Source organism: Enterococcus rotai, from assembly GCF_001465345.1.
GTDB classification, from domain to species: Bacteria; Bacillota; Bacilli; order Lactobacillales; family Enterococcaceae; genus Enterococcus_L; species Enterococcus_L rotai.
On the sequence record NZ_CP013655.1, the window covers coordinates 369,289 to 391,595 of the forward strand.

Sequence of the window (22,307 nt, forward strand, 5' to 3'; positions counted from 1 at the left end):
TACTAAAAGATACGTAAAGGAGTGATGATTTTATTTTTTAAAATAATCTGGCGCTTGGTTTAAGCTTTCAAAAATCTCTAGCGTTTTCCCTTTTATTTCTTCTGTTGGCGCCAATAAATCTGGAACCATGATCACAGGAATTCCTGCTGCATCTGCTGCTGTTACACCATGAAATGAATCTTCAAAGATCAACGTATTATCTGCTTTGGTACCAAGATACGCTAAAGCTTTTTGGAAAATTTCTGGATCTGGTTTTGCTCGAGTCACATCTTCTGCTGAAACAATTCCAGAAAAACGTTCTTTGATTCCAGCGCCATCTAATAATAATTCAATTGCTGGACGAACATTACTTGAAGCGACGATCCGAGGAATTTCTTGTTGATCCAGAAAATCAAGCAACTCCAAAACCCCGTCCTTCAAAGGAACAGCGCCTGATTCAAACACTTGGTAAGTATCTTCATACGACCGTTGAATAAATTCATCTACTTTGGCTTTACCAAAATCTTTGTAAATTCGATGATAGTTTTCCTGAACCTCTTCATCTGATACCCCTAAAAACTCTAAATAAAGCTCTTTGCTGTAAGGAAAATTCATAGCATCTGCTATTTTTTGTGTTGACTGATAATAAATCAATTCTGTATCAAATAATAAACCATCCATATCAAAAATTACGCCATCAATTGTTTTCATGATTTCCTCCTAAATTTAAAAGCGTAGCGGGCTTGCCAGTCTCGACTGAAAAATAGGGAAAATTGACTGAGGTGGTCTTTGCCTCATTCCATTTTCATCTTTTTTCCGAGAGACTAGCCTGCGTAGCTAGATAACATATGGTAACAACGTTCCGCTTTGCTTCACCTTGTACTTTTCAACATCAGTTCATTTCATTCACTGTGTTTCAAAGCAAAAGCGTAGCGGGCTCGTTTAGCTCTGACAGAAAAATAGGAAATTCTAACTGAGGTGCTTTTTGCTTCATCTAGAATTTATCTTTTTTCCGAAGACCTTCAATCCTTAGAGCTTTAGCTCTTAGGAATTGTTGAGATTGGAGCAGAGCTTAGTGGCAGCCCGTGCAGCTAGATAACAGTAAAAGCGAAACAAATCGGTTAATCCTGTAGAAAATTAGAAAATTGGCATTGAAACGTTCTTTGTTTCATTGACAATTTATCTATTTTCCTAAGGATTGATTTGTGGAGCTAGATAACATACGTTAACAACGTTCCGCTTCACTTCACCTTGTACCAAGTCTTTTCGTGCGACGAGTAATCGCAGGAGCATTCAACATCAACTCATTTCTTCGTTGTGTTTCTTGGTATGTTTCAAAGCAACTAATTCCCCAAGTCAGAGCCAATATTCATTAATAATTCCCGTACCTGAGAAACAAAATAAAGTGAACCTGTCACCAACAGCAAGTCATCTGATGACATTTTTTCTAAAATTTCACCTAAACCGAATTGCCACAATGAAACGATTTCCGTTTTATCATTTTCATAATGTTCCATTTTAGTTAAATCGATTGCTCTAGGATAATCAAATGTCGTCAAATATAAATGAACATTTGGAACTCCTCTCAAAAGCGCAATCATCTGATCAATATTTTTTGAAGCTAGAGCTGAAAATAAAATATGGATTTCTCGATTTGGAAATTCTTTTTTCAAGTTTTCTGCTAAGCGACGCATTGCATGATCATTATGGGCGCCATCTAAAATGATCAATGGTTCATCACTGATTTTCTCCATTCGAGCAGGCCATCGAGCTTGCGCTAATCCGTGGTACACATCTTTGTCAGAAAAATTGAATTTCCGCATCTCACAATAAAGATAAAATAATTGGATCGCAACGGCTGCATTTTCAACTTGATGCCGACCTAATAAAGGTACTTTGACCTTAGGTAATTTACCGGCTTCACTATAAAAATTGAAAATCTCACCCCAATTTTTATCTGGATGTAAATAGTCTGTTTTATACTCATGATTATAGCGATACACTCTACTATGCTTCGTTTGGGCAACTTCATTGATCACCACAAAAGCTTCTTCTTCAATATTCCCAGTGACAACTGGAATTGACTCCTTAATAATCCCTGCTTTTTGGAAAGCAATTTTTTCAAGGGTGTCGCCTAAGATTTCTGTATGATCTTTTCCAATGGTTGTGATTGCCGTCAACATCGGTTTTACAACGTTGGTACTATCTAATAAACCACCAAGTCCAACTTCTACAATGGCGATATCGACTTTCTCATCTAAAAAATAATCAAGAGCCATGGCCGTCAAGGTTTCAAATTCTGTGATTCCCGCACTTTCAGGTTGTTGATCCATCTCTTTGATCAACTCTTGATATTTTTCTACGTACTGAATAATATGATCATCTGAAATGCCTTGTCCGTTGATGGCAATTCGTTCATTAAAATGCTCGATATACGGAGATGTAAAGGTACCGACTTTTAACCCTAACTCTTCTAGCATACACCGTAAATAAGTGACAGTAGATCCTTTTCCATTCGTACCCGCAATATGAATCGTTGGTACTTTTTCTTCAGGATTGCCGACTCTTTTCAATAATGCTTCCACTCGATCAAGACCAGGTCTAGAGCCAAATGGCAGTCTACTATGAATCCAATCGATCGCTTCTTCTATCGTTAATGACATCTTATCAACTCCTCACTGTCCATTATATCGAAAGCGAAGGTGCTTTTCACCAATTAAAGTCTAAAATTCCATAAATGTTTGATTTACAGTTAAAAAACTGCATTTTATAAAAAAGAGTAAACAAATGACTCTATGCTTTAAAAAAAGAACAGTTGTGATAAAATAAACAAGACTATATGTAAAAAGTGAGTATTGATTTTTTTGCATCAACACCTAACCCCGTGATAGACTAGATTCTTAGAGCATCACTCAAACCAAATTCATGTTATAAATAACTCGTTAAAAAAGTATTGTTGCAGGTAGTTCGTTTGATTTTTCAAGATTGATTGGACCTTTATCCTAAAACAGTTATAAATCATTAGAATAGAGGAGCAGTAAAAATATGTTAAAAGTTAAAAAAAATTTATTGATTAGCGGGAGTTTTCTTCTCCCCCTACTATTATTGATCATACTCTGGTCGATTTTAGGATTAGCACCATTTGGGAATAACAATCTCTTAGTTAGTGATTTGGGCACACAATATATGCCTTTTTTAAGTTTATTTAAGCAATTTTTCCAGGGTGATACCTATTCCCTTTATTCATTTTCCGATGCGCTTGGCGGAACGATTTTGCCCTTAAGTGCCTATTATTTATTAAGTCCGTTCAATAGTTTAGTGCTGCTTTTTTCTTATGAACAATTGCCGATTGCGATCCTGCTGATCATTACCTTAAAAATTTCACTAATGGGCAGTTCGATGTTTTATTACCTTCACAAAACCTATAAGCAATCTACGATAGCCACATTGCTCTTTTCAACCTCGTATAGTTTATGCGGTTTTGTAACGGTTTATTGTTTGAATTTTATGTGGTTGGATGCCCTTATCTTACTGCCTTTACTTATTTTAGGTATTCAGCGTTTGTGGGATCATAAAAAATATTGGCTTTATTCTGGCGCTTTATTTTTGTCTATTGTGACTAATTATTATATGGGCTACATGCTTTGTATATTCGCTGTATGTTACAGTCTTTACTGGTATTATCAAAAAAATGATGTATCTAAAAGGAAATCGCTCTGGCAATTTATCAAGGAAGGTCGCTTGTTTTTTCTGACTTCCTTTCTTACCGGAATCAGTACCAGTTTTATTTTAATTCCAGCTATCGAAGGAATGTTAGCGACAAAGAAAACAAATTTTGACTGGCAAACATTTTTACCTACACCTAATTTTGGGCTTAATTTTCTTTCACAATTTGGCCTTGGTAGTGTTAATTTTGAATGGCGATTGGAGCATTTACCCACGATTTTTTCTGGGATCTTGATGGTTATCCTTTTTATCGCCTATTTCCAGCTATCTAGTATTCCTAAAAAGGCAAAATGGGGTGCCGCTTTTCTGCTTGGGTTTATTTTCTTAAGCTTCTGGTTGGAGCTAGTGAATACTGTTTGGCATATGTTTCAAAGCCCAGCAGGATTTCCGTATAGAAATACTTTTATCTTTAGTTTTTTGATCATAAAATTTGCCTATGAAGCCTTTTTGAAATTAAAAGAGGGCGCAAAATTAACGATCATGATTCCAGCTATTTTCTCTGGGCTATTGCTCATTGGCTATGTTGCCTTAAAATTTTCTGTAGAAAAGATTTTTCTTTTATCTGATCATTATTTTATCATCAGTCTTATTAGTATTTGGCTGACCTTTGGTATCATCGTGTTTGCTCAAAAAAAGAGTGGCGCAAAAAGAGTTAGCGTCTATGCATTATTATTTTTAGTTGTTTGCTCTGAATTGGTTTTTAATTTTTGGATCAGTTTTAAAGATATCCCATTTGGTAATCAAGAAAAATTTGCACAAACATTTCAAATTCAAGATCGCCTGATTTCAGATTTACAAAATAAGCAAACGAATTTATTCCGCATCAAACAAACCATTGATTCTGACACTGCAGGTTACAGAGAGAAAAATAATGGCTATAATAATCCAATTTTATATGGATACGCTGGTGTCTCAAGCTACACCTCTACGTTAGATGCCAAAACGCAAGATACTCTTCACGCTCTAGGCTTGTATCAAAAAAATGATCGTAGAATCGCTTATGTGGATGAATCAAAAGTAATCAACCTGCTCTTGAACGTCTCGTATCAACTAACACCTGAAGTCAAAACGTATCAGGAAAATCTTTCAACTGATTTATCTACAAATGTTTATCAAAATCCTGAAGCAATTGGGATGGGCTTTTTAGTCCCTTCAGAGTTTCGTTCACTAAAACTAGTAGAAAATCAACCTTTAAAAAATCAGGAAATGATTTTGCAGGAGATCCAAGCAAATCCGCAAACTTATTTTCAAGAAACACAAAAAGTCACTTGGGAAACACAAGCCGACAATCACTATACATTGACAACCAAAACATCCGCTAACGGTGAGCTTTACCTTTATGTACCCGAAATCAATTGGAAAAAAATCACCTCATTTAAAGTAAATGGTGAAAAAATCCAACCAGCTGTTTACATTGCAACCAATCAATTGTTTAATTTGGGTTACTTTAAAAAAGATGCTGAGATTGAATTACAACTTGAATCAGAAATAGCACTAGAAGATCAAATGATCGAATTAAAAACCCTACAACAAGATACTTTTGATTCATTTATTACCAAGCAAAAATCCCAAGCTATTCAACTTAAGCAACAGGCTTCTGGAACATTGTCAGGCAATATAACGGTTACTGACTCAGAAAATACTCTACTCTACTTAGCTATACCTTATGACAAAAATTGGCAAATCACAGTTGATGGAAAAAAAGTCAAAGCCATGTCGGTTTTAGGCAATTTTACTGGAATTGACTTATCTCCTGGAAAGCATCAAATCACGATGCAGTATCAACAAAGAAATTTCATTGTGGGCGTTATGATTAGCATTTCTGTTCTTTTGGGCGTATTATTTTATCAACTATTAAAGTATTACAAGAAACGAAAAACAACGTAACAGCGAGAGGAAACTGCAACCATGGGACGTAATATTCTAAAACGAATCATCTATGTACTGCCGATTGTAGGTGTCATCAGTTTTACTGGTTTGGTGATTTATGGTTATTCTAAAGGGATTTTTCATTCTGTTCAATCGCTACAGGATTTTATTAAGCAATTTGGCGAATATGCGGTATTTATTTTTATCTTTTTACAGATATTACAGGTCATCGTGCCAATCTTACCTGGCGGTATTTCCACGGTTGTCGGTATGTTGATGTTTGGCAATGTTCAAGGGCTACTTTATAGTTATGTCGGTTTGATCATCGGGGAAATCATTGTTTACTGGTTAGCTCGCTATTACGGCAAGTCCTTTGCCCGATTGATTTTAACGAAGAAACGTTATTTAAAATTTGAAAAGATGCTGGATCGTCCCGAAAAAGGGATCAAGAGATTGATGATTATTACCTTGCTCGTTCCATTTGCACCAGATGATTTGGTGTGCTTGGTGGCTGGTCTGACTGATCTTCCTTTTAAGGAGTATATGAAAATTCTACTGATTTTTAAATTTTGGTCAGTTGCCACTTATGGCTATGCGGTCTTGTTCTTGTTCAATCGTTTTTTGATTGGTTGAATACATTATAGCAGCAAGTATGTAATACGATTATTTCAAGCAAAAAAAATAGACCAATAATCAGAAAAAGACATGATTATTGGTCTATTTTTTTACTTACTTCACTGTACGCAATTGCGCAATTCGTTCTTTCACAACGATTTGTTTTTCTAAATAATCTTTCTCTTTGGCTTTTTCAGCTTCTACAACTTCATCCGGCGCATTAGAAACAAATCGTTCATTTGCTAATTTACCTTGAACACGTTTGACTTCTTGTGTCCATTTGTCTAATTCTTTTTCTAATCGAGCAATTTCTTCTTCCACATTGATCAAACCAGCTAGTGGTAAATAGAGTTCAGCTCCTGTTAAAACAGCTGACATCGCCAATTCTGGCGCTATAATGTCACTTGCAATTGTTAACTCATCTGGATTACAGAAACGCTCAATATAATTGGTATTTTCAATCAAGAATTTATCTACCGCTTCATCACTTGTTTTGATCAATAAAGTGATTGGTTTAGATAATGGCGTGTTCACTTCCGCGCGAATATTGCGCACTGCGCGAATCACTTCTTTTAAGACTTCCATCCCACGAGCAGCTGTTTCATCTGAAAATTCTTCATGAACAACAGGATAATCAGCAATCACAAGAGATTCACCTTGATGCGGAATATTTTCCCAGATTTCTTCGGTCACAAACGGCATGATTGGGTGCAATAGACGTAAAATTTGGTCTAGTGTATAAACTAAAATGCTCCGTGTTGTTTGTTTTGCCCCTTCATTTTCGCCGTACAGAATTTCTTTACTCATTTCAATATACCAGTCACAGAAATCATCCCAGATAAAGTTATATAACTGACGACCTGCTTCACCAAATTCAAAGCGATCGAATAAATCAGTAACACGAGCGACTGTTTCATTTAGACGAGTTAAAATCCAGCGATCTGCTACCGTTTTCTCACCACTAAAGTCGATGTCTTCATAAGACATCCCTTCAACATTCATAATCACAAAACGGCTAGCATTCCAGATTTTATTGATAAAGTTCCAAGAAGCATCCATTTTTTCGTAACTGAAACGCATATCTTGACCAGGTGTTGAACCATTCGACATAAACCAACGCAATGCATCGGCTCCGTATTTATCGATCACTTCCATCGGATCGATTCCGTTACCTAGAGATTTACTCATTTTACGTCCATCTTCTGCTCTGATCAAACCATGCATCAAGACATTTTTAAACGGCGCTTTTCCAGTAAATTCTAAACTTTGGAACATCATGCGGCTAACCCAAAAGAAAATAATATCGTAGCCTGTTACCAAAGTGCTTGTTGGGAAATAACGCTTAAAGTCTGCCGCTTCCTCATCAGGCCAACCCATTGTTGAAAATGGCCATAAAGCAGAACTAAACCATGTATCTAATACATCTGAATCTTGTGTCCAATTTTCTATGTCACTTGGTGCTTCCATGCCGACATACATTTCGCCTGTTTCTTTATGATACCAAGCAGGAATTTGATGCCCCCACCATAATTGGCGTGAAATAACCCAATCATGTACATTTTCCATCCAACGTAAGAATGTTTGATTAAAACGTGGTGGATAAAACTCTACTGCATCATCTGTATCTTGATTTTCGATGGCTTTTTCAGCAAGTGGTGCCATTTTAACGAACCATTGTGTGGATAAACGAGGTTCAACAACAACACCTGTACGCTCTGAATGACCAACACTGTGATTCATCGTTTCAATTTTAATTAAACGACCCATTTCTTTTAAATCAGAAACAATCATTTTACGTGCTGCAAAACGATCCATCCCTACATATTTTCCGGCTAAATCGTTCATAGAACCATCTTCGTTCATGACATTTACACGTGGTAAATCGTGACGATTACCTACTTCAAAGTCGTTAGGATCGTGAGCTGGCGTGATTTTCACTACCCCTGTTCCAAATTCCATATCTACATATTCATCGGCAATGATCGGAATTTCTTTATCTACTAAAGGTAATGTCACAGTTTTACCGATCAATGCTTGGTAACGCTCATCTTCAGGATGAACTGCAATCGCAGTATCGCCTAACATTGTTTCTGGACGAGTTGTTGCGATTTCCACAACACCTGTTCCATCAGTCAGTGGATAACTCATATGATAAAAGGCACCTTCGATATCTTTGTGGATAACTTCAATATCCGATAAGGCCGTTTTCGCTTTTGGATCCCAGTTGATAATATATTCACCACGATAGATCAAGTCTTTTTCATACAAAGAAACGAACACTTTGCGGACCGCTTGAGATAATCCATCATCTAAAGTAAAACGTTCACGGCTATAGTCTAAAGATAAGCCCATTTTTGCCCATTGTTCACGGATATGAGAAGCATATTCTTCTTTCCAATCCCAAACTTGCTCAACAAATTTTTCACGGCCTAAATCGTAACGAGAAATATCTTGTTCAGCTAATTTTTCTTCAACTTTTGCTTGTGTTGCAATACCAGCGTGATCCATTCCAGGTAACCATAATGTGTCAAAGCCTTGCATTCTTTTTTGACGGATGATCATATCTTGTAACGTTGTATCCCACGCATGTCCTAAATGTAGCTTACCTGTAACATTTGGTGGTGGAATCACGATTGAATAAGGTTTTGCTTCTTTATTGCCGTTTGGTTTGAATAAATCTTGGTCTAGCCATTTTTGGTAGCGACCTTGTTCTACTTCTGTTGGTTGGTATTTAGTTGGCAGATTTTTTTCTTCTGTCATGTATATTCCTTCTTTCTGATTTTAATCTAAATAAATGGTGAAGCGACACACTAAGGTAAGAACACTTCTTATCAGTCGCCTTGTATTGTTCAAGATCAGATTGCTTCACAAGCTGTGATGAACATATAAAAAGCCCTAAAATACTTTCGTATTTTAGGGCGTATAAACAACTATACGTGGTACCACCTAAATTGTGTTTGAAAAATCCAAACACCGCTTCATTCGTGAGGTAACGATCACTACTCGAATCATTCTACTGAATTCAAATCATTGACTCCCAAGCTACCTTCTTACTGGTTATGTGAAAATCTTCCACCAAGTGATTTTCTCTCTATAACGATGCCAGTAGTACTCCTCTTGATCATGGTCTTTGGTTTATTTTAACATTGAAGTAAGCGATAAGTCAATTTGAACTGATCTAGCTTTAAGCAAAAAATTTTCTCTCAAGTATTTCATTTCTATATGCTGTGTGCTTTAGTAATAGATAGACTTGAAAGGGGAATTTACATGTTAGAGAAAATGAAATTAGAAGAGTATTTTGAATTTTGTCAATATCAAAAAAAGTTGGATAGTAAAACACTAAAAGCTTACAAAATAGACCTTCAACAATTTTTTGATTACGTTGAACAAACTGATATTGACCTTATTAACCGGTCAACGATTGAACAATATATACAATTTCTAGCTTGTACTTATAAAACGACTTCTATTAAAAGAAAATACGCTTCTTTAAAAACGTACTTTAGCTATTTGGTATATATGGACTTTATTTCCCTAAACCCATTTACTAATATAAGACTCCAGCTGAAAGAAGAGACAATATTACCAAGAGTCTTTTCTTTAGATACATTGGAACAACTTTTGAAAACGGCTTATTCAGAACATTCCAATCCACTAAACAAACAATCTTCTTTCCAAAAGTTTTCCGCAGTTCGAAATATTGCTGTTTTAGAGCTTCTATTTTCAACTGGAATCAGAGTTTCTGAATTATGTAATTTGACCATGGAAAATACAGATTTGACGAATCAAAAAATTTTAATCAAAGGAAAAGGTTCCAAGGAGAGAGTTTTATATTTATCTAATAAAGAAGTTATCACTGCGATGAGAAAATATATTGTTCTTCGTGATCACTCTAAGTCTAATTGTCCCTATTTTTTCATTAATCGCTTAGGAGATAGGCTCTCTGAACAGTCTGTTCGTACCATTATCCAAAATATTGGAAAAAAAGCCAACCTCTCGATTCATTTAACTCCTCATATGTTTAGACATACATTAGCTACTACTCTTTTAGATGAAGGAGTGGACTGTCGGTATATTCAAAGCATTTTAGGTCATAGCTCTATAAAAACGACGGAACGATATATTCATGTGAGTTTAACAATGCAGAAAAATGTTCTTTTGAACAAACATCCTAGACATCATTTTTCATTTGGATGAATTTGAGAACGTGTCTACTCTGATATACTTCCTCATGAACAAAGGATAATAAGCAATTATCTAATGTTTAAAAAAGGAGTATTTTATGGAAAATCCCAATCTTTTTGATTTCCCTTTTGTTGATAGAAAAAGCGAAAGAAAAGTTATTGCAAAATTTCTAGAGTATAATAAAAAAAAGCAAGTTTTATGGATAACTGGGAAACATGGTGTAGGAAAAACTTTTTTTATAGAAAAGGTATTTGCTAGCAATATTCAAGCAGAGTGGACATTACTTCATCTTAATTTTTTAGATAATATGAATGATGATCTTTATCTTAATGAGTTTATTAATCAACTTCAAGTAATATCAAAAAATAAATTCTTTGACTTTATAAAAAGTAATTATAAATCTGCTATAAGTTTAAGTAAAAATCTGATTAAAGTAGCTTTAGCTGTCAAAGATCTTACTGATTTTGGAATTACTAGTTTGTTAGCTTCTATAGCGGGAGGATTAATTGATAAAAAGGATAAACCACACTCCCTGCCTACTGTTATTGCTGATTATATACAAGCAATTATTAAAAAAAATAAAAAAATTGTAATTGTATTTGATAATTTAACAAAATATCCTCCTACATTGTTAAACATACTGGAAACTATAATTGATAAAAATATTGGTAATGAAAATATTAGATTTGTGGTTATAACAACAGAAGAGATGTTAACCAATAGCCCAGAACATATAACATTCATAGCCGAAAAAATTTCAAATATTAGGCTAGATATAAAAGAATTTGATGAAAATCATTTTTTTATAGAAATGCTTAGTAATGCTTATGAAATTGATTGCAATATTAGACAAGATGTAGAGAAAATATTTGATTACTGTGGAGGACATCCAAACAAATTTAAAAGTATTCTCCATCGCTTATATTATGATCATGGAATTGAACATATCGATCGAACAAAGGCAATATTTGTTACAGAGAAACTAGAAAACTTATTGTTAAAAGAAAGTATTGATTTTGATTATCAAAAACTTCCTTACGAGCAGAAGTTAGTACTATCTATTATTTCTATTTGGAGTACCCCGATACCTTTTAAGTTATTAGACGATTTATTTAACTATATATTTTCGCATAATAACTTTACAGATAGTTATTTGATAACTATTACAGAAATTAAACAAGCCATTAGGGAATTGCTAAATCTAGATATATTAACTCAAAAGCAATTTTGTCAACAATCGTGTATAGGGTTTAAGCAAGATATGTCAAATGATAAAATATTTAAAATTATACATTACGAAGATAAAACAAAAGTATTCTTTTATTATTCAATCTGCTTCGATTTCTTAAATTCTCTCTCTGAAGGTAGTGAGGAAGAATACTGGAAAGCAAATAGAAGTTATTTAAATGCATTGTTCTCCTATGGCGCTAATAATGAGAGCTGGCCGGTTATTAATTATAATTATGCTTGTCAATTGGATGAAAGAGGGAACTATTATACTGCATTAACTATATTTGAACGTCTTCATGAAAGGATTGGTGAACTTCCCAAAGAATGGCTACTTGTATTAGCTGGAAATTTATTTTCTTGTGGTGCCTATGATAGATGTGAGACTTTGCTATTGTATGTAAATAGTAACTTTATTGATTTATTAACAGATTATGACAAATCGCAGCTATATTCCATGCTTGCTCAAGTAAAAAGCCAAAAATTTGACCATGTATCATCACTAAATTATATTGATAAAGCTCTTGAGTCAACTCAAAAAGATTCGTCAGAACAAATTAGACTATTGGCGCAAAAGCAAACAATTTTATTTCTAGCACCAAATAAATTTCATGAAGCAGAGGACCTTTTTGAGCTATTAATAAGTTCTGAATCTGATGATCCTGCCATGATTAATGTCTATCAAACTGCTATGGATTTTTGCGAAGGAAACTATTCATTAACGTTATTAAGAAAAGGATTAAAACTAGCAAAACATTATATCCCTCATGATGTGAAAGTTTCAAAGATTATTCATAATAAGGGTTTTGAATATATAAGATGTTCTGATTTTGAAAAAGCAAGAGAATTAACTGAAGAGGCAAGAAAACAATTTGAAGGAACATCTCTTCATTATCAAGCTTATTCTTATAATAATTTAGCTACAATAGAAATGAAAAAAGAACATTGGGAGAACGCTGTAAACTATCTAATGAGCGCACTTATTTGGAATAAAAGTAATTATCTAAGACTGGTTATAGATGTAAATCTATTTATTTGTTTTTCTGCCCTTAATGATTCAAGGGCAGAAAAATATAAAGCAGATTTAATAAAAACTATAACAGAAGATAATGATCTAGAGGATAGAATTTATAAAAAAATCTTAGTCAATCTTGCAATCGTTGAACAAAAAAATAATAATTTAGATTATGCGCAAGAATTTATAAAGTTATATAAACCTAGATATGAAAATGATGTTCCTTCAGGTAAATATCGATTTATTAATTTATATAATCAATTTTTTTCTGATAAATTACCCACAGTAAATTTACCTGAAGATACATTTGATTACTATTCGAACATGGCATTTGAACCGTGGATAGTTACCCTTACTTGTAGTTGAAATCGATGATTGGAAGAGAATATCTTTTAAGCGCAGTATTTAGTATTTTAATTAAATAAGTGTTTGTATTGATTGAATGACTAGCACTAATAAGTCCTAGTTCAGAAGTTTCACTTAGCACTGGATTAGGGCTTGCTTCTATAAAATATAAAGAGCGATCTGTCAGCCTGTAATCAAATCGAGCATAATCAAAGATATCTAATTCTTTAAAAATTATTTGAGAAGTTGACTTTATTAAATCAATTTGTTCAGGAGTCAGTTTTTCATCAGCCAATTCTAGTTTTCTTTTTCTTGAAGATTTTTCTTGAATTCCCATAAGTTCTTGATCAAAATAATATTTCCCATTCAAACTAGTGATAATAACCTCAGATACATCGATTTCTTTTTTTTGTCCGATTAAAAAGTTACTTATCTCGTAACCTTTAATAAATTCTTCTATGAGTATTTCTTTAAATTGTTCTAATAATTTGAAAAGTAGATTGTGTGCGTCTTGTTTGTTGTATACTATATTATCTTGACTAATTCCTATAGATGAACCCTCATTGTTTGGTTTTAAAATAATTGGATATTCAAGTTCATCTGGTTTAAATTCGTCTAAAGACCTAACTAAATAACCTTTTGAGCAAAGAACATTATTTGAAAGTAAAAAACGTTTAGTATAAATCTTGTTTGCAGTTAATAAATAAGTAATTGCTTCTGAACCAACATAAGGAACATTCAAAAGTTCAAATAAAAAAGCTGCTTGTCCTTTTCTACTTTTTTGAGTCAATCCATCAGATAAGTTAAAAAAAATTGTATTTGGAAATTCCTTTTTTGATTTATAGGCATCTATTAGAGCATGAATACCACCAAAAAAATAACACTCTAGTCCAAGGGAAATTAATTTATTCTTCAAATAATGAACACTTGCTTTGCTTGTATGATCATTATATATATGATTTGTTCCAAAACCTTCATTTTTAAAGTCCTCTCGAACGTCTGCGACAATAGCAACTTTGATTTTATCCATATCATTCACATCCCTTTTCTAATTGAAGAATTGTATAGCCTTCATATTTACTAATGGGTTTACTTTTTGAAAAATCATTTATTAAATGTTGGTAGCCTAGTTCATATTCCTCAGAATCAAGAAGTACAAAAGCTGATATTGATTTGGTATTTACCTTGGCTAGAAAATCTTTTTTTATTGGTTCTATAACGTGCTGTTCAATTCTAGTCTCGGAAAGAAAATTCCAGTTATTATTTTGAGCAACAGATAGTAATTTAGATATTGGATGGAATCTTTTCTTATCAATAGTTGCAATAGAAGGAAAGTATTTTATCCAATATTTTTCTTCTAATTGAGAGGGAGATTCAGTGCATATGACTAGTTTACAGCCTACTTTTGCTATTCGATCTAATTCGGTAAAAAAAAGAGGCAAATCTCTAATATGGTGAATAACATCAATGCAAAAAATACCATTAAAAAAAGAATCTTCAATAGTTAGTGGTAAAGAGTTAAAATGTTTAAAATGTATTTTTTTGGAACAAAAAGTAGCATTTTCAATCATTTTCTGTGAAGTATCTACACCCCAAAAATTAGCTTCATGATATTTTTCAAGCTCAATTAAATAGTTTCCAGTTCCGCATCCATATTCTAAAATACGATCATTTTTAGAAATGTGTAACTGACGACAGAGTAAGTCATATATCGTTTTATTTATCTGTCTATTTGCTAAATAATCATCTGCATATTTATCATAATTAACATGATATTTTTCCATAAAATACTCCTTTTTTAAACATTAGATAATTGCTTATTATCCTTTGTTCATTTTTATTTAAAAAAAATCTTCTATCCTTTAACAACTGAAACTGATCCACTATCACTCACCGCTCTGCAACAATCGCTATAAACTTCAATAAATGCGTAAGCTGGGTTCATCGCTATAGTTCTGGCTTTTTCCATGCCATTTGGTACAGTCTCACCTTTCTTGTAGTGCTCTATAATTCTGCCACTAATGTCAACAGTGTGAACCTCGTAAGAAGCACCTAAATAACATTTTGAAACATACCCTAATAGCAGACCTGATAACTCTACCTCGGGAAATTCTTTAGCAATTGCTCCCAGAATATCCTCTACCTTACTTTTTGCAATGGTAGCATTTCCACTGTCTAGATGGCTAAAGTTATCCAGATATTCTTTACTACGCTTACGCCTTAACAATTTTTCGATTTGAGCATCTGTCCCGACTGGTTTCAAGTTACTTGTTGTATTAACACTAAAAATTGAATCAGTTTGTCTTTCAGTTGTTCTATTAATCAATGGTTTTGGCACTCTATTTCACTCCTATTAAACTAAGACTTTCCTTGTTTTTTGTGATTGTTGCTCCTTCATTGCGACTTCGCTTCCAATAGGTTTTCCAGATGCTGGAACTGCCCTTGATTTTCCCCATTCTCTGATCGATTCTATTTTTTCTGGACTTGTTTGAGATAGCGGGACAACATTTTGAAATATTTCTAGAATAATTGTTTCATCTAACCTAAAATTATCTTGTGCCAGTTTATTGTAGGCCAGCTCTCTTACCGTAGATTCCAAATCAGCTCCAGTAAATCCATTCGTTAATTCGACGATTGAGTCTGCTAATTGACCTTCAAAATCCAGTTCCAAATACTTACGCATGTATATAGAAAGAATATCTTTTCTTTCCTCTGCCGTTGGTAAATCAACAAAAAATAGCTCATCAAAACGACCTCGACGTAATAATTCTGAAGGTAGCAAACTAACATCGTTTGCTGTTGCAACAACAAATACTTGTTTTTTACTTTCTTGAAGCCAGAATAGAAATTGCCCTACCATCCTTGTAGACACCCCTCCATCATTACCAGATGTAGCGCCAGAGAGTCCTTTTTCAATTTCATCTATCCATAATATACAAGGTGAAACATTTTCAGCTGTCGTTAAGGCATCTTTCAATTGTTGTTCAGATTGCCCTACATAACTTCCCTGAACGGTTGCGAAGTCTAATCTGTACAGTGGCAATTTCCAATTTGCAGAAATCGACTTAGCTGAAAGTGATTTACCACATCCAGGTACTCCAACAAGCAAAATCCCTCTAGGCGATTGCAATCCTCTTAATTTCATTTCTGCTCTTTTCTCAGGGGTTAATAATGTTTTTTTTATATCCAACCATTTTTTTAGTCCTTCTAACCCACCAACATCTTTTACACTATCTTCAACTTCGATTTTCTCTAAACCTGAAATATCTGAAAATAAGCGGTCTTTCGCAAACCTTACTTCATCCATATCTGATTTTTTTATCGATTTATTAGCAATTAACGAAGAAATAATATTTTCAGCTTCAATCCGAGTAACTCCTGATAATAAAGATGCGGCTTCACGAACATCCATATCATCCCATTCAATTAAAATCTCTGATCGATATTCATCAATGAACTCTTTTATAATCTTATACATGTCCTCTTCATCTGGTAAATCAACCTTAATCATCATGCCTAACCTTTTCAGCTGATTCCAAATAGGATTCGTTGAAAAGATAACGATTGAACCACCCGTTTCATTTGCTAAAGTTACTAAATCTAAAAGTTGTTTTGCTTCAGAATTATCATTGGATAAATCGGGTACTTCTGTTAGTATAAGTGTCAGATTCTGTTTCTTTTTCATTTGTTCACTCATAAAATCTATCGCTGCATAATAGGATTTATCTTCTGTTAAAAGTTGTTCACTTGTTAATTCATAAATTCCTTTTGATAATGTATGAACATAGAAAGGTAATGCCAACTCTTCGGAAACACCTTCTAAGATTTCCAACGTTCTTGCTCGTTCAATCGTATTAATTACCACTAACGGAATACGCGCAATTGAATACCTTCTCATCAAATCTTTGCATTCATTTATACTCCCCATAACAGTTGCTCCTTTAATTTACTTTATGATTTTTAACTATACTTAACATCTTTCCAGAGTAATCGCTTTTAGCACTATCTTCTAATGACTTTTGCATATTATCAGCATGCTCTCTCACTAAGGCTTGAAAATGTTGTTGCTCATTTTGAGGAATCGCAGGAATTGTCACTACTTTTTCAATCTGTTGCAATTCTTTTCTAAGGCCTAAAAGCGCTTGAATGTAAGTAGCTTCGTTTCTCATACCACTTGCTTGGTTTTTATGAAACTTATCAGTAGCACAAACCAAGCGATAATTCACAACATCAAACAATTGCTTTGTAAACCGTTCTGAAACTCCTGATTGCCATTCTATTGTCCCAAGTTTCATAGCTTCTAGCACTTCATTATCATTACATGCATCTTTTAATAGTTGAAAACATTCTACCCATTCTTTATAAATTGCTGGACTTTTCATCGCTTTCTTTTCCTTCTTACTACGACTGTCTCGGGTGGAACAACATCCCAGTCTGGTAACCCCATAGCAAATGGACTATTTTCAGGTTCATTTTTCAACTCGCTACTTGGAATTGTAGTGAGTTGTTTCTCACAGTTATTACAATAAGTTGAAGCCTCATTTATTATATTTTCACACTTTAAACATCTCTTCATTTTTTATTCTCTCACTCCTCTATTTTTATTCGACGAATCGATCCTGATAATTTTTGCACATACTGATCTGGCGAAATTTGTTCAAGATAATCGATTACTTCGTTTCCTCTACCGTCAGCCAATTCGAACTCCTGTCTAAAATCAACAATTTCAGCTAAAATAGCACGAATAACTTCTTTACCAGTTATAATCTGCTTTTCGTATTCACTTTTCACTTGTGCTCTCACTTGAGCCATTCTCTTTTTATCACTGGCAGAACTACTCGCTACCCAAATACCAGCAATCACTGCTAAAACTCCGAATAAGGGGTTACCTGCTATCATCATCATCAAGCCAATACCGCCGATCACAGCACCAATTTGCAACCCATATTCACGAATAACTGGTAAGACTAAACCAGCAAGTTTCTCGTCTCTTTCAGATGCTACAAACTGCTCATAATCAGAAAGTATCTCTTCTTCACCACTGCCATCAGTTGATGTAAAGATAAATTTATTTACTTCACACTGAATTTCAATCGGAACCTTAGCTCTATTTTCTGCTGTCACATCATTATACGCATTGATGATCCATTCTTTTGATAATGCTATTGCAAATTTTTGAGTAGAAACACTTGCACCAGAATTTTCTGGCTTCATAGCAGCATCAGTCAATAATTGCGAGAAGTCTTTCTTAACAGTAAAATTTGATTTTTCTACCTGAATTCCTCTTTTCGCCGCATCATCGTCTCCATTATGGTCAATAATTAGTTCATTTAATCTTTCCTGCTGCCTAAATGGAAGTTCTTCCTCATCAAATTCACTGACCAACGTAAAAAGGATATCATCTAATCGCTCTACTAACTTTTTCTTTGAAGCTTCTTTATTGAAAATTCCTTGGAAGTAGTCCAAAATCACTTCATGTAAATTTGCCCCCTTTAATACAGTTTCTAATTCAAACCAAGTAGTACTATATTTCTCTAAATACGGGTAATTTGAAGTTAGTTCAACTGGAGTATGTAGTTTAATGGCTTCTGACCATTGGATAATCAACTGTTCTTCAAAACCAGCTTTAGCAGAAATATTTTCAAGCCAATCCATTAATTGTCTGGATATCATCCCTTCTGAATCCATACCTAATAATCCACTTGCGAAGGCATCGATAATCACAATCGTTTCTCTGTTCAACTCTTCTTCATTTTGATTCGCAAAATAACGTTGTGTCCATTTCAAGCTAGCAGCTTTTCTATCTGCTCTTCGACAGATCAAAGCAAATAACAAAGATGTCTTCTCATCATCTCGGCGAATCGCTTCTCTGACTGCCCTTTCTGCTAATTCTTGTTTGTTACTTATCCATGCAGAAACAGCGACTAAACATGGAGCTAACCAATATCCTGGAGCCGCCAGCATTAATTCTTCCGTTGCTGTTTCTATAGTTTCTTTTCTTACAATCTCTAAATCATCTGCTTGTAAAACACCCGTTGCTGTTCTCCGTATTTCTCCGTAATGGCCAAATTTCTTTTCAATTTCTTGTCTAATTTTTACTAATCTCGTTTCGGCCAACTCTATCTTATGTTGTTTGTTTGCCTGTTGTACGTAGTCATGAAATTCTTTAGCCAATTCAGCTAATTCTTGATAGACAACCTGCACGTTTCCATCTACCGTAGAAATCTTTCCATTCATTGCATCAATATTATTATGAATAACAGATAAATTATTTTCTATTGCACTTAAATTTGCCGTACTTATAACTCTTTCAGCCATTTTCGTCCTCCTAATTCCATTTTTTCTCAATTCAATTTTAACACAAATAAACAACATTTTATAATTAATTTTCCCTATTTTATAAAACAAAGAAAACAAATAAATTAAAAACATTGACATATCAAGTGTTTAATGTGAAGAAAATACATTTTTTGATTTACATTCTATTTAACAAAATTATCAGTATAGATTAAAAAAAAAGTGAGTGAAAACCTCAATACAGGTCCCACTCACTAACAAAAAACGATTATTTTAACATTTAACTACCAATATTTTATTAACTACAGAATACTTGCCACTTTATCCAATGCAACTGCATAATCCGGCTCTTCCGCAATCTCAGTCGAAATTGCTTCATAAACCAGCTTACCTTCTTTATCGATCACAAAAATTCCACGTGCTAAACGTCCCATTGCAGGGATGAATAAACCATATGCTTCACCAAAGGTTCCTTCTGTGTCATGTAAGAGTTCCATGTCCACACCTTCAGCTGCACACCAATTTTCTTGTTCTTCTTTTGTATTGTTTGATATCGTGATAAATTTAACGCCAGCAACATTCGCTGCTTCTTGATTGAAACGCTTTGTTTGTAATGAACAAATTCTAGTATCGATATCCGGTACTACACTGATCAAAACAGGTGTACCTGCAAAATCTGAAAGATTAACTACTTCATCTTTTAAATTTTTTAATGAGAAAGCCGGCGCTTGGCTGCCTACTTCTGGTTGTGCACCAATAATTTCTACTACTTCACCTTTTTTTGTTACTTGCATTCTGTTCTTCCTCCTTATTTTAAAAGCGGAACAAATCGGTTAATCCTGTAGAAAATTAGCATTGAAACGTTCTTTGTTTCACTGACAATTTATCTATTTTTCCAAGGATTGATTTGTGCAGCTAGATAACATAAAACCAATCATTCTCTCTTTAGTATAGAGGAACGAAGAACAGATGACAAAGTTCTTGCTTTCTATGCTTTTTTACTTGCGAACGTTTCATCAAAATAAATCAAGGTCTGCAACTCAGTTGTTAAATCGATATATTGTACACTCACATTGGCTGGAACAGTTACACGATCGGGAGCAAAATTCAAAATTGCCGTAATTCCTGCTGCAACAATTTTATCGATAGCTTCTTGAGCGTATTGACTGGGTACAGTTGAAATTGCAACGGTGACCCCTGTGCGCTTGACTTCTTCCGCTAGATTTTCCATTGGCTGGATCATGATATCATCAACTGATAGTCCCACAAGCTCTGCTTCTGTATCAAATGCACACACAATATTCAAGTTTTCATTTCTACGGAAATTGTTTTTTACCAACGCTTTGCCTAAATTGCCACAACCGATCAAGGCAATCCGTTTTTCTTCTTGGGTATTTAAAATATGACTAAATACTTCGATTAAATAAGGTACATCATAACCATAACCGCTACGTCCTAATTCACCTAAATGGGAGAAATCGCGTCGGATCGTAGCCGACGGCACTTGGATCACGTCACTAAACTCTTTAGACTTGATCCGAGTTACGCCGGAATCTCCTAACATTTTTAAATAACGTAAATATAACGGTAATCGTTTAGCCGTTGCTTTTGGCATTGTTTTTTCTTTATGTAATTCTTTCATTTTTCTAGCCCCCTTGTTACTTATTTCACATATATATAGTTTAGCATGGTTGAGGTGTGTGAGCAACTTGTTTGTGAAAAAAATGCAGATATTAGAAAAACCTAATAGAAAAAAGAACAGATTCGATAGCGTTATCAAGTCTGTTCTTTCAACTTTTATAGGAAATCAGAAAATTCTTCGTTTTGTTCGCTTTGTTCTGTTATTTCACTAACTTTCAAACCAGCCATTGAACGAGCCATTAATCCTTCGATATCTAAGCGAGCTTCATAAGCTTGGGCTTTATCTAACTTTGGTCGCGTTTTTGGTTGCGGTGGCGCAAAAATTGTACAGCAATCTTCAAATGGTTGGATCGCTAATTCAAAGGTATCGATTTTTTCAGCGATTTCTATGATTTCACCTTTGTCCATTGAGACAACAGGTCGAATAATCGGTGTTGTGGTCACTTCATTGATCGCCACCATACTTTGCAAGGTTTGTGAAGCAACTTGTCCCAATGATTCGCCATTAATGATCACTAAGCCTTTTCTCGCAGCACGTATGGCATCTGTCAAACGCAGCATCATTCGACGTGTCACAGTCATTAGATACCCTTCTGGGACCACTCGTTTGATTTCTTCTTGTATCTCAGTAAATGGTACTTCAATAAACTGAATACTACCGCCATATGGAGCGATTTTTGCTGCTAAATCTTTGGCTTTTTGTAAGGCTTGTTCACTGGTATAAGGCGGGCTGGCAAAATGAACGGCTTCAACTTCTACACCACGTTTCATTGCTAAGTAGCCTGCCACTGGTGAATCGATCCCTCCAGAAAGCATTAGCATACCACGTCCGCTAGTTCCCACTGGTAACCCGCCAGCACCACGAATCGTTTCATAAGAAAGATACGCACCTTCTTTACGGATTTCTACACGAATTTCGATATTCGGTTTTTTCATTTGTACGGCTATTTCAGGAAAAACTTCAAAAACTGCTCCGCCAAGCTCTCGGTTTAATTCATTGGTATCTAATTCAAAGCTATGATCTGAACGTTTGGAAGTGATTTTAAATGTTTGTCCCGGCTGATAAGCGGATTTGATGATCGTTTGAACCATTTCACGAATTGCCGGCATTGTTTTTTCCACACGAACGCTAGGTGAAAAATTTTGAATACCAAAGACTTTTTCTAACTTAGGTAAGATTTGTACACTGTCTTCCCCATTTAATAATAAGTGCATTCGATCTCGATCTGCATGGATCTTGACAGCAGGAAAATCGCCTAGTACTCTTTTAACGTTTTGTGCTAGTTGAGAGATAAATAATTTTCTATTTTTCCCTTTCGTTGAAAGTTCGCCATAGCGAACCATGATTTCAGTATATTTCACAATTTTTCAATCCTTTTCTATAAGCTTGATTTTCTAGTATTATTTA

The 22,307-nt window shown here is 34.4% G+C and carries 16 protein-coding genes and 1 other annotated feature; of the genes, 4 read left to right on the forward strand and 12 right to left on the reverse strand.

Features of this window, described 5'->3' with window-relative positions:
- Positions 1-30: 30 nt before the first annotated feature.
- Entirely contained in the window at positions 31-690 is a 660-nt protein-coding gene (locus tag ATZ35_RS01770; RefSeq protein ID WP_208928965.1) for an HAD family hydrolase, read from the reverse strand.
- 632 nt (positions 691-1,322) lie between these two features.
- On the reverse strand, positions 1,323-2,642 hold the full coding sequence (locus ATZ35_RS01775; protein ID WP_208928972.1) for a bifunctional folylpolyglutamate synthase/dihydrofolate synthase: 1,320 nt from the start codon (positions 2,640-2,642) through the stop codon (positions 1,323-1,325).
- Between the two features lie 382 nt (positions 2,643-3,024).
- Here ATZ35_RS01775 and ATZ35_RS01780 point away from each other — a divergent pair, with 382 nt between their 5' ends.
- A complete protein-coding gene (locus tag ATZ35_RS01780; RefSeq protein ID WP_208928974.1) occupies positions 3,025-5,592 on the forward strand; it encodes a YfhO family protein in 2,568 nt (855 codons plus the stop codon).
- A gap of 21 nt (positions 5,593-5,613) precedes the next feature.
- A complete protein-coding gene (locus tag ATZ35_RS01785) occupies positions 5,614-6,207 on the forward strand; it encodes a TVP38/TMEM64 family protein (protein WP_208928977.1) in 594 nt (197 codons plus the stop codon).
- Positions 6,208-6,303: 96 nt separating this feature from the next.
- On the opposite strand, the gene ATZ35_RS01790 is transcribed toward ATZ35_RS01785, so the two are convergent.
- Positions 6,304-8,949: a valine--tRNA ligase gene (locus tag ATZ35_RS01790; RefSeq protein WP_208928979.1), complete on the reverse strand. Its 2,646-nt coding sequence runs from the start codon at positions 8,947-8,949 to the stop codon at positions 6,304-6,306.
- Between the two features lie 151 nt (positions 8,950-9,100).
- Positions 9,101-9,323, reverse strand: a binding site (T-box leader).
- Between the two features lie 133 nt (positions 9,324-9,456).
- Here ATZ35_RS01790 and ATZ35_RS01795 point away from each other — a divergent pair.
- Both ATZ35_RS01795 and ATZ35_RS01800 read left to right on the forward strand, forming a co-directional pair.
- The gene (locus ATZ35_RS01795) at positions 9,457-10,386 is read left to right on the forward strand and encodes a tyrosine-type recombinase/integrase (protein ID WP_208928981.1); all 930 of its coding nucleotides are present in this window, start codon (positions 9,457-9,459) and stop codon (positions 10,384-10,386) included.
- An 85-nt stretch (positions 10,387-10,471) separates the two neighbouring features.
- Positions 10,472-12,982, forward strand: coding sequence for an ATP-binding protein (locus tag ATZ35_RS01800; RefSeq protein ID WP_208928983.1), 2,511 nt, complete (start codon positions 10,472-10,474; stop codon positions 12,980-12,982).
- Here ATZ35_RS01800 and ATZ35_RS01805 read toward each other — a convergent pair.
- From ATZ35_RS01805 to thiI, 9 genes are all read right to left on the reverse strand, one after another.
- On the reverse strand, positions 12,969-13,991 hold the full coding sequence (locus ATZ35_RS01805) for a D-alanine--D-alanine ligase family protein (protein WP_208928985.1): 1,023 nt from the start codon (positions 13,989-13,991) through the stop codon (positions 12,969-12,971). The two genes, ATZ35_RS01800 and ATZ35_RS01805, sit on opposite strands and share 14 nt — an antisense overlap.
- Position 13,992: 1 nt before the next feature.
- A complete protein-coding gene (locus ATZ35_RS01810) occupies positions 13,993-14,745 on the reverse strand; it encodes a class I SAM-dependent methyltransferase (protein WP_208928987.1) in 753 nt (250 codons plus the stop codon).
- A 71-nt stretch (positions 14,746-14,816) separates the two neighbouring features.
- Positions 14,817-15,299, reverse strand: coding sequence for a hypothetical protein (locus tag ATZ35_RS01815; protein ID WP_208928989.1), 483 nt, complete (start codon positions 15,297-15,299; stop codon positions 14,817-14,819).
- A 15-nt stretch (positions 15,300-15,314) separates the two neighbouring features.
- A complete protein-coding gene (locus tag ATZ35_RS01820; protein ID WP_208928991.1) occupies positions 15,315-16,889 on the reverse strand; it encodes an AAA family ATPase in 1,575 nt (524 codons plus the stop codon).
- Positions 16,890-16,902: 13 nt separating this feature from the next.
- The gene (locus ATZ35_RS01825) at positions 16,903-17,343 is read right to left on the reverse strand and encodes a hypothetical protein (RefSeq protein ID WP_208928993.1); all 441 of its coding nucleotides are present in this window, start codon (positions 17,341-17,343) and stop codon (positions 16,903-16,905) included.
- 205 nt (positions 17,344-17,548) lie between these two features.
- Entirely contained in the window at positions 17,549-19,279 is a 1,731-nt protein-coding gene (locus ATZ35_RS01830) for a hypothetical protein (protein WP_208928996.1), read from the reverse strand.
- A gap of 281 nt (positions 19,280-19,560) precedes the next feature.
- Entirely contained in the window at positions 19,561-20,052 is a 492-nt protein-coding gene (tpx, locus tag ATZ35_RS01835) for a thiol peroxidase (RefSeq protein ID WP_208928998.1), read from the reverse strand.
- A gap of 194 nt (positions 20,053-20,246) precedes the next feature.
- A complete protein-coding gene (locus ATZ35_RS01840; RefSeq protein ID WP_208929000.1) occupies positions 20,247-20,900 on the reverse strand; it encodes a redox-sensing transcriptional repressor Rex in 654 nt (217 codons plus the stop codon).
- 155 nt (positions 20,901-21,055) lie between these two features.
- Positions 21,056-22,261 carry a tRNA uracil 4-sulfurtransferase ThiI gene (gene thiI / locus ATZ35_RS01845; protein WP_244148197.1) on the reverse strand — a complete coding sequence of 402 codons (1,206 nt, stop codon included), beginning with the start codon at positions 22,259-22,261 and terminating at the stop codon, positions 21,056-21,058.
- Positions 22,262-22,307: the final 46 nt, after the last annotated feature.

Bases quoted from the DNA above. Each gene is read 5' to 3' on its own strand.
- ATZ35_RS01770 (WP_208928965.1), bottom strand. From the start codon at position 690: ATGAAAACAATTGATGGCGTAATTTTTGATATGGATGGTTTATTATTT.
- ATZ35_RS01775 (WP_208928972.1), bottom strand. From the start codon at position 2,642: ATGTCATTAACGATAGAAGAAGCGATCGATTGGATTCATAGTAGACTG.
- ATZ35_RS01780 (WP_208928974.1), top strand. From the start codon at position 3,025: ATGTTAAAAGTTAAAAAAAATTTATTGATTAGCGGGAGTTTTCTTCTC.
- ATZ35_RS01785 (WP_208928977.1), top strand. From the start codon at position 5,614: ATGGGACGTAATATTCTAAAACGAATCATCTATGTACTGCCGATTGTA.
- ATZ35_RS01790 (WP_208928979.1), bottom strand. From the start codon at position 8,949: ATGACAGAAGAAAAAAATCTGCCAACTAAATACCAACCAACAGAAGTA.
- ATZ35_RS01795 (WP_208928981.1), top strand. From the start codon at position 9,457: ATGTTAGAGAAAATGAAATTAGAAGAGTATTTTGAATTTTGTCAATAT.
- ATZ35_RS01800 (WP_208928983.1), top strand. From the start codon at position 10,472: ATGGAAAATCCCAATCTTTTTGATTTCCCTTTTGTTGATAGAAAAAGC.
- ATZ35_RS01805 (WP_208928985.1), bottom strand. From the start codon at position 13,991: ATGGATAAAATCAAAGTTGCTATTGTCGCAGACGTTCGAGAGGACTTT.
- ATZ35_RS01810 (WP_208928987.1), bottom strand. From the start codon at position 14,745: ATGGAAAAATATCATGTTAATTATGATAAATATGCAGATGATTATTTA.
- ATZ35_RS01820 (WP_208928991.1), bottom strand. From the start codon at position 16,889: ATGGGGAGTATAAATGAATGCAAAGATTTGATGAGAAGGTATTCAATT.
- ATZ35_RS01825 (WP_208928993.1), bottom strand. From the start codon at position 17,343: ATGAAAAGTCCAGCAATTTATAAAGAATGGGTAGAATGTTTTCAACTA.
- ATZ35_RS01830 (WP_208928996.1), bottom strand. From the start codon at position 19,279: ATGGCTGAAAGAGTTATAAGTACGGCAAATTTAAGTGCAATAGAAAAT.
- tpx (WP_208928998.1), bottom strand. From the start codon at position 20,052: ATGCAAGTAACAAAAAAAGGTGAAGTAGTAGAAATTATTGGTGCACAA.
- ATZ35_RS01840 (WP_208929000.1), bottom strand. From the start codon at position 20,900: ATGAAAGAATTACATAAAGAAAAAACAATGCCAAAAGCAACGGCTAAA.